This window comes from Salipiger abyssi, from assembly GCF_017311415.1.
Taxonomy (GTDB): Bacteria; Pseudomonadota; Alphaproteobacteria; order Rhodobacterales; family Rhodobacteraceae; genus Salipiger; species Salipiger abyssi_A.
Window position 1 is genome coordinate 41,806 of sequence record NZ_JAEKIS010000021.1, and the last position, 14,829, is coordinate 56,634.

Genomic DNA, 14,829 nt, shown 5'->3' on the forward strand with positions numbered 1-14,829 from the left:
CCTGCGGCCCGATCCGTCAGATGCCGTGGCCGCGCCCCTGGCGGGCGTTCCTCACTCCGCCGCCTCGACCGTTGTCACCAAAAGCACTTCCTGCTGACAGGACATGGACCCGCCATATCCCGATCCGGTGACGGTGACGCGGTCTCCGAACGCGAACGTGCCGGGAATATGGGACAAAGCGATCGTCTCGCCCTCATCCGTCTGAAGGGCGGGGCACTCCACCCCCGGCACCAGCTGGCCCGTCAGTATCACCGCGCACATGGAAAGTGCCGCCAGAGGGCTGGACGCCACCGCAGAGCGCCGGTGCTGCCGTCTTTGTGCCTGTGTCCGTTCATCGTGCCGGCCCATCCTGTGTCTCCCGCCGAAATGCCCGTGCCGCCAGTCCGTGCCGCGGCACGCCGGTAGTATGAGCCGTTGCCAGGCACTGGCAACCCATTCCTCGGCCGGTGGGCAGACGGCCTTGATGCAGATTTTTAAAACACCCTCTTGTCGAACGAAGAGAACGGCTCTTAAGATAAACGTTAACATTTCGTTAATTTCTATGCGCCGCGGAGGAGGCTTCGCGGCACTTGCCGTTTCAATCATTGATCGCCGCCGGCCGATCAGATTTGTCTCAAGAGGATTACCATGGCGAAAGACCTTTCCGACCCGCAGACAGTTGGGGTGCAGGGCTTTGGCATCGGAGGCGATGCCGGCTCATATGCATTGTTCGGATCCGAAGAGAGCGTTCGGCTGCCAGAGGAAAAGACCACGGCCGGCCTCCAAGCGGGCTTGGGCAATGTCTTCCAGAACGAGGGCGCCTCTTTTGCCCAGCTGGCCGGCAGCACCGCCCTGGACGCCCTGCTCCCGACCGCCGGCGATGCGGTCTCGCAGCAATCGTATCTGCAGAGCGGCACCGCCGGGCTGTCCGAGCCGAACACGACCGGGCTCGGGGCGCCCGCCGCCGGTGATGTGCCGGAGCGCGATGTCTTCGGCGGCGGCCGCGATCCCGAGGCCCCGGGCGGCACCGGCCTGGCGGGCCTCGTCGCTTCCGAAAACGATGGCGCCGGCACTCTGGGCTCGGCCTATGATGCCCCGGCCTTCGGCGCGTGGGGAAGCCTCACGGACACCCCGCCGTCGCGTCACGACGCATTCTCGACGTTTTCGCGCGATGTCGGGCCGATGGCCGGCGGTGAGGCCGGGAGCGTCCAAAAGACGGGCGAAAAGACCGCGACCGGAGTCCAGGCAGGCTTTGGCGGTGCCTTCCCCAACGAGGGTGCCGCTGCCGGCAGCACCGCTCTGGAGGCTCTGCGCTCGGCCGCGCATGAGGCGGCCGTTGCGCGCGGCCGTGCCGAACCCGCGCCGGCCCCTGGCAACGAAATCGTCTCGCTCAGCATGGCGCTGCCTACCGACGATCTGTTCTCGCAGCAATGGCACCTGCAGAACAATACCGCCGGACTGCTCGACCTGAACGTGACCGAGGTCTGGGACGGCACCGGCCAGACCTATACCGGCGCCGGCGTCGATGTCGCGGTCATCGACGATGCGGTCGAGCGCGACCACCCCGATCTGAACGACAACATCAGCACGTTGAAGGACTGGGATTTCGCTGACAACGACACCGAACCCAGCGGCGTGGACGGCAACAACCACGGCACCGCCGTGGCGGGCATCATCGCCTCCGAGAACGACGGGACCGGCACCGTGGGGGTGGCCTACGATGCCACGATCTTCGGCTTCCGGGTGAAATCCAACGGCACGCTGCCGACGCTTTACGACGAATTCCTGACCCAGCTGCGCGACGCGCTGCAGAACGCCAGCGGCGAGGCGGCGGTCTCCGGGGTCAACCGGACCGCCGATGTGGTCAACATGTCGAACGGCACCCAGATCAATTCCAATTTCTACAGCAGGGACGTGCCGACGCAGTCGCTGCCCGGCGAGGTGGTCTCCGCCTTCGAATACGGCGCCGAAAACGGCCGCGGCGGGCTTGGCACGATCTTCGTGAAATCCGCCGGCAACGGCCGCGGCTCGGACCATGACGCCAACGGCTCGGAATGGAACGCCACGCGCTATTCGATCTCGGTCGCCGCGGTCGATCAGGACGGGTCCGTGACCGCCTATTCGACCGAGGGCGCCAACCTCTTCGTCTCGGCCTTCGGCTCGCCGGTTCCGGGCACGGTGGTGACCACCGACCGGCAGGGCGCCGAGGGCTACAATTCCGGCGCCAACCCCGACTACACGTTCGCCTTCAACGGCACTTCGGCGGCGGCGCCGATGGTCAGCGGCGTGGTCGCGCTGATGCTCGAGGCCAACCCGTCTCTGGGCTGGCGCGACGTGCAGGACATCCTGGTCTATTCCGCCCGCCATGTGGGTTCGGACGTCGGCGCCGGGGTGACCGGATCCGAGGAGAACGCCTGGTTCTTCAACGGCGCCGGGAACTGGAACGGCGGCGGGCTGCATTTCTCCAAGGATTACGGCTTTGGCCTGGTCGATGCCCATGCGGCGGTGCGGCTGGCGGAAACCTGGAACGGCACCGCGCAGACCAGCGCCAACGACGCGCTCTACAACACCGATCTGATCGACACGACGGTCACGCTGTCCGGCAACTCGGCCAGCTACAACTTCACGCCCACCGCCATGTTTGCCGAAACGATCGAGGTGCAGCTGACCTCGTCGCACACCTGGATCGGCGACATGAACATCGTCCTGACCTCGCCGTCGGGCACCTCGATCAACCTGATCAAGGACAATTACGGCGGCTCCGCCGACATGAGCAACGACACCTATACCTGGTCGACAAACGCGTTCTGGGGCGAGGACAGCAGCGGCACCTGGACAGTCACGCTGACCGACGAATTCACCGCCGACACCTGGACGATCACCGACATGCAGATCAATGTCTGGGGCGACAGCAGCGCCAATGACACGGTGAACGCCGACGACCGCATTGTCATCACCGACGAGTTTTCCGATTACGCCGGCGCCTCGGGCCATTCCACGGCCCTCGCCCCGGTCGGCAGCAACCGGGGCACGCTCAACACCGCGGCGGTGACCTCGGGCTCGCTCATCGACCTGCTGGCCGGGACCGGCACCATCGACGGGGTGGCCGTCACGCTCACGGATTTCTCCGAAATTCATGGCGGCGACGGCGACGACACCATCACCGGCAATAACGTCACCGATCTGATCAGCGGCATGCGCGGCAATGACGAACTGACCGGCGGCGCGGGCAACGAGACGGTGCTGGGCGGCGCCGGCGACGACCTGCTGATCGACCTGAACAACAATACCGGCGATGTGTTCGACGGCGGCGACGGCATCGACACCTTCCGCTCCGATCTCACCTGGATCGATTCCGTCATCTTCCACATGATCGACGAGCGGATCTATGTGTCGGCCGGGGGCACTCAGCGCGCGGCCTTCCGCAATGTCGAGAACCTGATCATCGGCGGCGCCGCCGATGTGGTCGGCGACGGTGAGGACAACGACATCTTCATCACCGATACCGAGGCGGGCTATGGCGACAACCCCCATTCCAACACCATCGAGGGCGGCGGCGGCAACGATACGATCGACACCGGGTTGGGCAACGACACGATCGACGGCGGCAGCGGCGCGGACCACATGATCGGCGGAGCGGGGGATGACTTCTACATCGTCGACGACGCCGGTGACGTCGTCACCGAGGCTTCGGGCGAGGGCGACGACACCGTCGAGAGCTCGGTCTCCTACGATATCCGGGGCACCTTTGTGGAGCGTCTCGTGTTGACCGGCAGCGCCGATCTCACGGGGACCGGCAACAGTCTCGCCAACACGATCACCGGCAACAGCGGCAACAATACGATCTTTGGCAACAACGGCAACGACACGATCGACGGCGGCACCGGCGCGGACCGCATGTCCGGCGGCAGCGGCAATGATTTTTTCATCGTCGACAATGCCGGGGACATTGTCATCGAGACCTCGGGCAATGGCGACGACACCGTCGAAAGCGCGCTCTCCTATAATATGGGAGGCACCTTTGTGGAGCGTCTCGTTCTGACCGGCAGCGCCGATCTCACGGGGACCGGCAACAGTCTCGCCAACACGATCACCGGCAACAGCGGCCAGAACACAATCACCGGCGGCACCGGCGACGACACCATAGAGGGCGGCGCGGGCCGCGACGACGTGTATGGCGGTGCCGAGGACGACCTCCTGCGCGTGACCGATGCGGCCCATGTGGTCTCCGGCGAGACCTATGACGGCGGGGACGGGACCGGCGACGTCCTTCAGATCAACGGCGGCGGCACGTTCGATTTCTCGGCGTCGACGGTGAGCGGCATCGAGGAGATCCTGTTCGGCAGCGCCGACAGCCGGACGGCGATTTTCGAGGCTTCGGTGGCCTCCGCCGGTCTCAGCGCCAATGCGCTGCTGATCGACGCCTACGGCATTGCCGGGGTGGCGGATGTGGTCCGCTTCATGGCGAGCGGCGACGCGACGCTGGCGGGGCTGAGCTTTGCCGACTGGCGCACCGCCGATGACGGGGTGGAACTGATCGGCGGGGCGGCGGCGCAGACCCTGATCGGCTCTTCGGTGAACGACATGATCGAGGCCGGCGGCGGCGACGACACGGTCACCGGCGGCGCGGGCCGCGACGACGTGTATGGCGGTGCCGAGGACGACCTTCTGCGCGTGACCGATGCGGCCCATGTGGTCTCCGGCGAGACCTATGACGGTGGGGACGGGACCGGCGACGTCCTTCAGATCAACGGCGGCGGCACGTTCGATTTCTCCGCGTCGACGGTGAGCGGCATCGAGGAGATCCTGTTCGGCAGCGCCGACAGCCGGACGGCGATTTTCGACGCTTCGGTGGCCTCCGCCGGTCTCAGCGCCAATGCGCTGCTGATCGACGCCTACGGCATTGCCGGGGTGGCGGATGTGGTCCGCTTCATGGCGAGCGGCGACGCGACGCTGGCGGGGCTGAGCTTTGCCGACTGGCGCACCGCCGATGACGGGGTGGAGCTGATCGGCGGGGCGGCGGCACAGACCCTGATCGGCTCTTCGGTGAACGACATGATCGAGGCCGGCGGCGGCGACGACACGGTCACCGGCGGCGCGGGCGCGGACAAATTCGTCTTCGGGCTGAACGATGGCAGCAACGTGGTCACCGACTTCAGCGATATCGACGCCATCGTGTTGCAGGATACCGGCACCGTGATCATCGGCTATGACGGCCCGGATAGCCTAGTCACCTACAGCAATGGCGGCGACACGACCACAATCCTGGTCGAGGATTACCATGTCACCGCCTTGGATTTCGAATTATAAGTTTCGGCCCAGCCCGGCGATCGCTCGGGCTGGGCTGGAGCGGCCTTCGCAAGGTTCGACGCTTCCGCCATCATCCTCTGTCACAATCACTCGTCCGCCAAGGGCCGCGAGGGCAAGATAGATCCGGTCGGGCCTGATATCCGACCTGAAGACGATGGTCGGGCGATGATCGGGCCCGCCGTGGCGAACGAGCCAACCTTCGAGGCCTCCCTCAAGACGGGCACCGGATGTCGGGTTGTCTGCAATAGACCGCCGAAAGCATCGACCTCATCCAGGCGCCGAAGAGCTGCTTTGGTGTCGCCTTGGGGGACGTCGACACTACGGTCGAGGATGCCGATGAGATCCCGCTCAAAAACGGATGCCGGACAAAGTGCATCAGGTCTTGCGGGGCCGCGCCGCCGGATGTGTCCGTGCGCCGGCTGCGCCGTTTGTCCGCTCACGTCGGATAAACCCGCTGTTAATCACACATATGAGTGCGGACGCATATCCTCCGGATGGCGCCAATCGGCCCGCGTCGAGGATCGCAAAGCTTTTCGGCGATGGCCCGGCGGGTGGAGAGGGCTTTGCGCCGGCACACCTGAAAGGAGAGTGACGCCAAGGAACGACGGACAGATTTGCGAGGCGCGGCATCCTGCATGTGCGCACTGGTCGCGAATGCGCATCGCAACGATTCACGCCGTATTTTTACATAATAAACCTTATCCGGTTGACCTCGTGTTTGGGGGCACATTCCAGAGTGGGTTGCGACAAACCCCCTCTCCGGCAGCCATGAAAGCGGCGCGCAGGCCTGAACAGGGTCAGAGATGTCTCCGGCGTATTCGCGATGGCCCGGCGGCGGCATCGGACTCCATGGGGCATGCGCGACAATCCGCTGTCTCGCCCGGATATCCCGAATAGATAGATAAATAAGGAATTTCGGACTGAAATACCGGATCGCCGTACCGGGGCGAAACACCGCATATGGCGGCAACGGAAATACTTATTGTAACGCCTCCGGCGCTTGCATACCCCTGTAAGGAGACGCCTGTTTTTCAATAAGTTCCGGAGATACAGATATGAGCATTTCGCTTAAAGGATTTTCCGCCTTGGCGCCGTCGTTTCGGGTAAACTCCGGAACCGACGGAAGTCAGACAGATCCCGCCAGCGTGGCGCTCGCCGGTGGCGGCTCGGTCAGCGTCTGGCGGAGCGACCGGTCGGACAGCGCCGACTCGGCGCTCTATGGGCAGATCTTCGATGCTGCGGGGGCGCAGGTCGGCAGCGAATTTCTCATTACCGGCGGCTTCGAAAACGCACAGGCGCCTTCCGTTGCGCGGCTCGGCGATGGCGGCTTTGCCGTCGCCTGGAAAAGCAACACCGATGACAGCCCCTTCGGCGCGATCCTCGTCCAGCGGTTCGGAGCCGACGGCGCTGCCGCCGGCGATCCTCTGGAAATGTCCGTTCCCTCCGACACCGTCCGAGCCGCGCCCAGTCTCACCAGCCACGATGACGGCGGGTTGACGGTCATCTGGCAGAGCCTGGGTGAGGACGGCTCGGATTCGGGTCTGTTCGGGCGTCATGTCGATGCCGGCGGCACCGTCTCCGCGGCCGAGGTCCAGATAAACGTGACCACGTCGAACGCGCAGACGGACCCGGTCGTCATCGACCTGCAAGACGGGCGGCAGCTGGTGGCCTGGTCCTCGGTCTCGGCCGATGGCGCGGCCTCGGTCATCCAGGGGCGGTTTCTCGACGCGGACGGTCTGCCCACGGGCGCCGAGCTGCCGCTGAGCCCGACCGGCGCCGGCCAGAGGACCGAGCCGGACCTGGCCGAACTCAGCGATGGCGGGATCGTCGCGGTGTGGCGGGGCAGCGCCAGCGGGGCCATCTTCGTGCGGCGGTTCGACGACTCGGGCACGCAGGTGGGCACGGATTCGATCATCCAGGGACGGTTCACCGACGAAATCAGACAGGTGCAGGCGCCTCAGGTCGCGGCCGTACCCTCCGGCGGGTTTTTCGTCGTCTATCATGCCAAGGACGAGGACACCCGCAGTTTCGAGATCTTCGGACAGCTCTTCGACCAGGCCGGGCATAAGATCGGCCCGGCGCGGCAGATCAATACGTTCGAAGACAATATCCAGGACATGCCCTCGGTCGACATCATGGCCGACGGGAATGCCGTGGTAAGCTGGCAAAGCAATGCGCAGGACGGCGACGAATACGGCATCTACAGCCAGGTTCTGCTCCTGAACCAACCGACAAGCGGCACGGTCGAGATCACCGGCACCGCCGAAGAGCGCCAGGTGCTGACCGCGGTCGCGCAGCTCGAGGACGGCAACGGGCTCGGCACTTCCGCCTATCGCTGGTACCGGGACGACCAGCTCGTTCAGGACTCGGCGTCCGAAAGCTATGTGCTGTCTCAGGACGATGTGGGCGCGGTCATCTCGGTCGTTGTCGCGCATACCGATCAGGAAGGCTTTGTCGATCTCATCGAGAGCGCCCCGACGGACCAGGTGGCCAATGTGGACGATCCCGCCTCGGGCCTGCCGCTGCTGACCGGCGAGCTTCGCGCCGGACAGTTCCTGTATGTCGATACCTCGGCGCTCGAAGATACCGACGGCATCAGCGAGATCGCATATTCCTGGACGGTCGGAGACACCCTCGTGCCCGGCGCGACCAAAAAGAGCCTGATCCTGTCCGAAGACTATTACGGCCAGACGGTCACCGCGACCGTCACGGCCACCGATGCCTCCGGGACGCGGACGGTGTTCGAGGTACAAAGCGACGGCACGGTGGCGGAAACCCCGCGGGAGCTGCTTTTGTCCGCCGAGACCGAGACGGAGCTCGTTTACGCTTCGGAGCCGGATGCCGTTATCCGCCTGGACAATGACACGGCCTTTGCCGTCTTCGGCTCCGACACCGAGATGACCGTCGTGGCGCTCGATCTCGCGACCGGAACCGAAATCGCGCGCGACACGTTCAGCGCGGGCAACGACAGGATCTACGAGACGGGACATATCGGCGATACGGGCTATGTGCTTTTTGCAGATCCGGATTTTCAAAGAACATCACGTCCAGCCATAAAAACCTTTTCCCTTGAAGACGGAGAGATCGTCGCCGAAGATATCGATCTGGGATTCCGGGCAGAACTGGAGTCCGCCCTCCATGAGATTGACCTGCACGAAATCGGAGACGGCCAGCTTCTCGTGACCGGGAAGGGACAGGCGGAGATTTTCGACCTCAGCGGGGACACACCTGTCATGGTCGATTCTTTCGAATTTCTGGATGATCCGTATACCGTCAGTACGCAGGCGATTTCGCTGACGGACGATCTCTATGTGTTCATTGCCGCGAATTCGTACTGGTATTCTCCGATCGTAAGCGCCGAGATCAGAAGCCTCTCGAGTGACCTGGTACTCGACATAGATCTGGGGGCACAGTTCGAGAGTCGCTACGGGTCAAGTTACGATGTTTCAAAGATATATCTCCAGGAAGGCGAGGATGGCCTCCTCTATGTGGACATCGGGGTTATCGATTCCGCGGGTTTTGATTACGATGTTTGGCGTGCCGTCATCGACCCGGACGGGCCCGAGGTGATCTCCGCGACCCCGACAGGGGTCGCTTACAGCGAGGTGGTGGATCCGAGCCCCGACTATCTCGACGACAGCGGGCTGCTGGCGGACGACGCCCTGCTGAGGCCCGAATTCGTCGAGACCGAAAGCGGCGCGTATCGCCTCGTGATCCGCGATTACAGGCTGAACGCTGCGCCGGACGGGCAGCCCGAGATTTTCGGCACGCCGGTTCAGGGCGGCACCCTGCTGGCGGATACGTCCGCGATCACCGACGATGACGGCATAACGGGCCTGCAATTCGCCTGGTGGCGCGACGGCATCGCGATCGAGGGGGCGGAGTCCGAGACCTACAGGCTCACCCAGGCGGATGTCGGACACGAGATCACCGTGGCGATTTCCTACCAGGACGGCGAGAGCCGCATCGAGCATGTCCTGTCCGACCCCAGCACGCCGGTCGCCAATGTCAACGATGCGCCGACCGGCGACGTGTTCGTCTACGAGGCACCGAGCGGCGCGTTGCGGAGCCACATCCTCGACCTGGAAGATCCGGACGGGCTGGGGGAGCTGGGGGAGCTGTCGTTCCAGTGGTTGCGCGACGGCACCCCGATCGCGGGCGCGACCGATGGCAATTACCGCCCCGTGGCGGGCGATGACGGGCACGAGATCACCGTTGCTGTGTCGTTCACCGATGGCGGCGGCACGCTGGAGCGCATCGACAGCATCGCGGTGCCGACGCAGGTCGGCACCACGGAATCGGATGCGTTGGCCGGCACCACGGGGTCCGAAGCGATCGTGGGGCTCAGCGGCAATGACAGCCTGATCGGCGTGTCGGGCGCCGATTCCCTGATCGGCGGCAATGGCAACGACCTGCTGGCCGGCGAGGCGAGACCCGCCGCCGCCGCCTACGGGGTCGCGGTCACGAACCAGGTTTTCCGTCTCTACCAGTCCGCTCTCGACCGCGCCCCCGACGCGCAGGGCTACGCCGCCTGGTCCGAACGGCTCGCGGAGGGCGAACTGACGCTTCTGGACGTTGCGGAGCGCTTTGTGCAGTCGCCGCAGTTCTCGAACCAATACGGGGGTTACGACGATACCGAATTCGTGGAACAGCTCTATCACAACGTTCTGGGCCGCCCGTCGGACCCGGGCGGCCTGGCGCGCTGGACCGGTGAGCTGGAAACCGGCAGCAGCCGCGCCGAGGTGCTGCTCGGCTTCTCGCAAAGCCCGCAATTCATCGCCAACACAGACGGAGAGGCCACCGCCTTCGCGCTGAACGCGTCCGCCACCGACTGGGCCGACGAGGTCTACCGGCTGTATCAGGTCACGCTCGAAAGAGCCCCCGATCTGAAGGGGTTCATGAACTGGAGCGCGCGGCTGGGCACCGGCATGTCCTTCGATGACGCGATCGCGGGCTTTGTAAAAAGCCCGGAATTCCAGGACACCTACGGCGATGTGGACAATGCCGGTTTCGTGACATTGCTCTACAACAATGCCCTGGGCCGCGAGCCCGACGCGCAAGGCCTGGCGCGCTGGACCGGCGAACTGGACAGGGGCACGCCCAAAGAAACTGTCGTGCGGGGCTTCGTACAGAGTCCGGAACTCATACAGAACACCGAGGCGGCGCTCGAGGACTGGGTCCGCGCCCAGGGCAGGGATGACGTGCTGGATGCCGGCGATGGCGAGAACGTCCTGTTCGGCGGGATGCTGAGCGACACGTTCCTGTTCGATGCCTCCCGGGGGGGCACGCATAAGGTGATGGATCTCGAAAGCTGGGACAACCTGAGGTTCTACGGGTTCGGCTATGACAGGGACGCGGATGTCAGGGCGCATATGACCCAGGTCGAGGAGGATGTCGTCTTCGAGGATCAGGGCGTCACCGTCACCCTCATCGGCATCGACATGGCGGACATCACGGACGACATGATTCTGTAGACTGGACGCCCGGGCCCGGCTGCGGAGGACGGCAGGCCGACCGGTCACGACCGTTTCGGCCATGCAGGCGCTGCCTGCATGTGACACGCGCCCCTCGGCCGCTCAGGCACACGCTTTCTGCGGTTGTGAGCGTCTTCCGAGCTGTTAATGGTTGTCGCGGAAACGCGCGGTCCGGCTCCCGCTCGGTCCCTATGCGGCGCGTCCCCGTGCAGCCTGGCTTGTGCCGGCGCGGGGGGCGTCGAGGGGCAAGAGGGTCCATGCCGGAAGAGAAGGCCCGGCCGCGACCGGCCGGTTTGCAGGAAGATCGAGGGGAGCACATGGCACCAAAATTCGGAACGAGCGGCCTCCGCGGCCTGGTGGTGGAACTGACGCCCGATCTGGTCGCGGATCATGTCCGTGCCTTCGTCGCCGCCTGCGATATCGGGTCGGGGCTTTGCATCGGGCAGGATCTGCGGCCTTCGAGCCCGCGCATCGCCGGCGACATCATCGCCGCGGCCCGGGCCGAGGGGGTGCGGGTCATCGATTGCGGCGCGCTGCCGACACCCGCGCTGGCCCTGGCCGCGCGGGACCACGGGGCGGGCGCGGTCATGGTCACCGGCAGCCATATCCCGGCCGACCGCAACGGGCTGAAGTTCTATTCGCATCGCGGTGAGATCACCAAGACCGACGAGACCGCGATCAACGCGGCGCTCGGGCGGCCCGCGGGGACCGCCGCGGGCACGCTGGAGACCGACGGCGGCGCGGCGGCGCGCTTTGTCGAGCGCTATGTCTCGGCCTGCGGGCCCGGGGCGCTGGCCGGGCGCCGGATCGGGCTTTATTCCCATTCCGCCGTGGGGCGCGACGATCTTGCCGCCATGCTCCGCGCCATCGGCGCCGAGGTTGTGGAGCTGGGTCGCTCCGAAACCTTCATCCCCGTGGACACCGAAGCGGTCGATCCGGACACCCGCGCGCAGATCGCGGAATGGGTTGCGGCGGAAGGGCTGGATGCGCTCGTCTCGACCGACGGCGACAGCGACCGGCCGCTTCTGGCGGACGAGACCGGCACCATCGTGCCCGGCGACGTGATGGGCCAGATCACCGCGGAACGGCTCGGTGCCGAGCATGTGGTCACGCCGATCTCGTCCAATTCGGGCGTCACCCGCAAGGGGTTTGCCCGGGTCGAGACCACGCGGATCGGCTCGCCCTATGTCATCGCGGGCATGGAAGAGCTGGGCGGCAAGGTTGTGGGCTACGAGGCCAATGGCGGCTTCCTGCTGGGCTTCGAAGCCCAGGGACCGGCCGGCCCGTTGGCGCCGCTGCCGACGCGGGACTGCATGCTGCCGCTCATCGTGACGCTGATCGCGGCACGCGATGGCAGGGTGTCGGAGCGCATTGCGCAGGAGCCGCCGGTGGTCACCATGGCCGATCGCCTACAGGAGGTGCCGCAGGAGGCCAGCCAGCCTTTCGTGGCCCGTCTCGCCCAGGATACGGCGGCGCGTGGCGCCTTTCTGTCCGGCCTTGGCGCCGAGGAGGCGGGCTGCGATCTGACGGATGGGGTCCGCATGAGCCTGGCCGATGGCCGCACCGTGCATATCCGCCCCTCGGGCAACGCGCCGGAGCTGCGCCTCTATGTCGAAGCGATCGACCGGGCGGGCGCGGAGGCGCTCATGGACCGGGGGCTGACGCTCCTGCGCGAGGCCGTGCTCGGCGTGTAACGGGCCTGGGCATGCCTGTTTCCGCTTGGCCCGGCGCCGCCGGGCCGACGGTTCGCAATCGCCGAGACCCGTCGCCGTCGGGAAACACGATGGCCCGCGTATCGACCGCGACTCGCCCCCCTGCCCTCGCCCCGCCCGGATGTTCTTCATCTGTCTTCTGCGATGCGCGCATTGCACATGATGGAAGCAGTTGCGGGGTGTGAGCGGTGCCCGGGAGGCAGACTGCCGGCATGTCATCAAAACTTCGGGCTGGCCTGATAGCGCAGACATGGTTTCGGGCCCATTCTCGGGCCGTACCGGTGCCGGGTTCAGAGGAGCCGATTTGAATGACCGTCTTTACACTTCAGGGATATCGCGTTCTCGAGTCGGACGACAACACTCCGATTGGCATACGCCCGTCCACACTCACATTCGTGACGCATGACGAGCAGTATTTCACCTATGCCCGAACGACGGATCCGAACGGCGATACCAGCTTCGCGATAAGCCCCTCCGGTCTGAAAGCGTATATCGACGGAAGCGCCGTCGGGTCTTCCGCCTTCGACTACCCGACGAACGAAGAGATCGCGCGCGTGCGCTGGAATGGCGGGGCGCATGAGACGTTTCTCTATATCGAGTCGGCGCAGCGGGACGACGACAATCCAAGGCTGAACGAGAACTTCACCTATGTTTTCCCGTTCGGCCCCGATCCGCTTCCCGATTTTGCCACGGCGGGCGATTTCCGCGCCTTCCTGAACGCGGCGGATTTACGCCCGCTGATGCCGGGATCGGGCTACGGCCCCGGCGAGCGGATCTATTTCAGCCAGTTGCCGGCCGTCGTGGCCGCCGGCGAGGCGCTACTGGGCAGCGCGGCCGACGACGATTTTCTGGGAGACGATATGGGCGAGGCCTTTTCCGGTCTCGCCGGCGACGATACGATCCGTGGCGGGGCCGGCCGGGATACGCTGGACGGCGGCCCGGGGGACGATCTGCTGGAGGGCGGTGCCGGGTATGACCGCGCGGTCATCGGGACCGTTCGCTCGCGGGTCACGGTGAGCGGATCGGCGGCGGAGCTGACGCTTTCGTCTTCGGCGGGCACCGACACATTGCGTTCGATCGAGGAGGTTCAGTTCCGGGATCAGGTGGTCCCTGTCGCCGAGCTTCTCGTCACGCCCGGGCATCGCGAAACCGGCGATGCCGGGGGAAACCGGCTGACCGGCGGCGCCGGCCCCGATACCCTGATCGGAGCCGAGGGCGCGGACTCGCTGTTCGGATATGCGGGGGATGACATCCTGGTCGGGGATGCCCTTCCCATGTCCGCCATTCCGGATATCGCTGCGCAGATCTTTCGGCTCTATCTCGCCACGCTCGGGCGCGAACCGGATGCGGGCGGCTACCGCGCGTGGAGCGGCAGGGTGTTCGAGGGACAGATCGGCCTTGAGGACGCGGCGGCGAGCTTCGTGAACAGCCCGGAATTCCGGACCAGATACGGTGCGCTCGACAATGACGGTTTCGTCACGCTGCTCTATGAGAACGTGCTGGGCCGCGCGCCCGACGCGAACGGGCTGGCGAACTGGAGTGCCCGTCTCGATGACGGCATGAGCCGGGCGCAGGTGGTGCTGGGCTTTTCCCAGAGCCCCGAATTCGCCGCCGGAACCGAGGCGGAAGCGCGCAGCTTTGCCGAAAACCGCTCGCTTCCGGACTGGAGCGACGATGTCTTCCGGCTCTATCTGGCAACGCTCGACCGGGCGCCGGATATGCAGGGGTTCGGCAACTGGTCCGGACGGCTTGCCGATGGCATGGCGCTTGAAGCGGTGTCGCAGAGCTTCGTGAACAGTCCGGAATTCCGGGCCAGATACGGTGCGCTCGACAATGACGGCTTCGTCACGCTGCTCTATGAGAACGTGCTGGGCCGCGCGCCCGACGCGAACGGGCTGGCGAACTGGAGCGCCCGCCTCGATGACGGCATGAGCCGGGCGCAGGTGGTGCTGGGCTTTTCCCAGAGCCCCGAATTCGCCGCCGGCACGAAAGCCGCCCTGACGGCGTGGATGCGCGGCCTCGATCACGGCACCGCCGCGACGGCGCAGGATCTGCTGAGCGGCGGTGAGGGCGACAATCTGATGGCGGGAGGTCTCTATGCCGACGAGTTCCGCTTCGCTCAGGGCGATGGCGGGCGCCATACGGTGCTCGATCTCGAACCCTGGGACTACATCGCGCTGGAGGGCTTCGGCTATGCAGATGGCGATGCGGCGATCCAGAAGATGACACGGGAAGGCAGCGACGTCGTCTTCGCCGATCAGGGGGTCGAGATCACGTTCACCGACACGCGGCTGGCGGCGATCGCCCCCGACATGATCCTCGTTTGACGATCCGCCCGGTTATGCCCGGCGGGA

Annotated in this window: 5 protein-coding genes; 4 read left to right on the forward strand and 1 reads right to left on the reverse strand. The window is 65.5% G+C overall.

Annotated elements, in window-relative coordinates; all coding sequences use genetic code 11:
* Nucleotides 1-51 precede the first annotated feature (51 nt).
* Nucleotides 52-348, reverse strand: coding sequence for a DUF5818 domain-containing protein (locus tag I6N89_RS21255; protein ID WP_207020427.1), 297 nt, complete (start codon nt 346-348; stop codon nt 52-54).
* 279 nt (nt 349-627) lie between these two features.
* On the opposite strand from I6N89_RS21255, the gene I6N89_RS21260 reads away from it, so the two are divergent.
* From I6N89_RS21260 to I6N89_RS21275, 4 genes are all read left to right on the forward strand, one after another.
* On the forward strand, nt 628-5,289 hold the full coding sequence (locus I6N89_RS21260) for a S8 family serine peptidase (protein WP_207020428.1): 4,662 nt from the start codon (nt 628-630) through the stop codon (nt 5,287-5,289).
* A gap of 1,055 nt (nt 5,290-6,344) precedes the next feature.
* Entirely contained in the window at nt 6,345-10,763 is a 4,419-nt protein-coding gene (locus I6N89_RS21265; protein ID WP_207020429.1) for a DUF4214 domain-containing protein, read from the forward strand.
* A 317-nt stretch (nt 10,764-11,080) separates the two neighbouring features.
* Entirely contained in the window at nt 11,081-12,457 is a 1,377-nt protein-coding gene (locus tag I6N89_RS21270; RefSeq protein ID WP_207020430.1) for a phosphomannomutase, read from the forward strand.
* A 326-nt stretch (nt 12,458-12,783) separates the two neighbouring features.
* Nucleotides 12,784-14,802: a DUF4214 domain-containing protein gene (locus tag I6N89_RS21275; RefSeq protein ID WP_207020431.1), complete on the forward strand. Its 2,019-nt coding sequence runs from the start codon at nt 12,784-12,786 to the stop codon at nt 14,800-14,802.
* Nucleotides 14,803-14,829: the final 27 nt, after the last annotated feature.

Excerpts from the sequence above, each read along its gene's own strand:
- I6N89_RS21270 (WP_207020430.1), top strand. The coding sequence starts at position 11,081 with ATGGCACCAAAATTCGGAACGAGCGGCCTCCGCGGCCTGGTGGTGGAA.
- I6N89_RS21265 (WP_207020429.1), top strand. The coding sequence starts at position 6,345 with ATGAGCATTTCGCTTAAAGGATTTTCCGCCTTGGCGCCGTCGTTTCGG.
- I6N89_RS21255 (WP_207020427.1), bottom strand. The coding sequence starts at position 348 with ATGGGCCGGCACGATGAACGGACACAGGCACAAAGACGGCAGCACCGG.
- I6N89_RS21275 (WP_207020431.1), top strand. The coding sequence starts at position 12,784 with ATGACCGTCTTTACACTTCAGGGATATCGCGTTCTCGAGTCGGACGAC.
- I6N89_RS21260 (WP_207020428.1), top strand. The coding sequence starts at position 628 with ATGGCGAAAGACCTTTCCGACCCGCAGACAGTTGGGGTGCAGGGCTTT.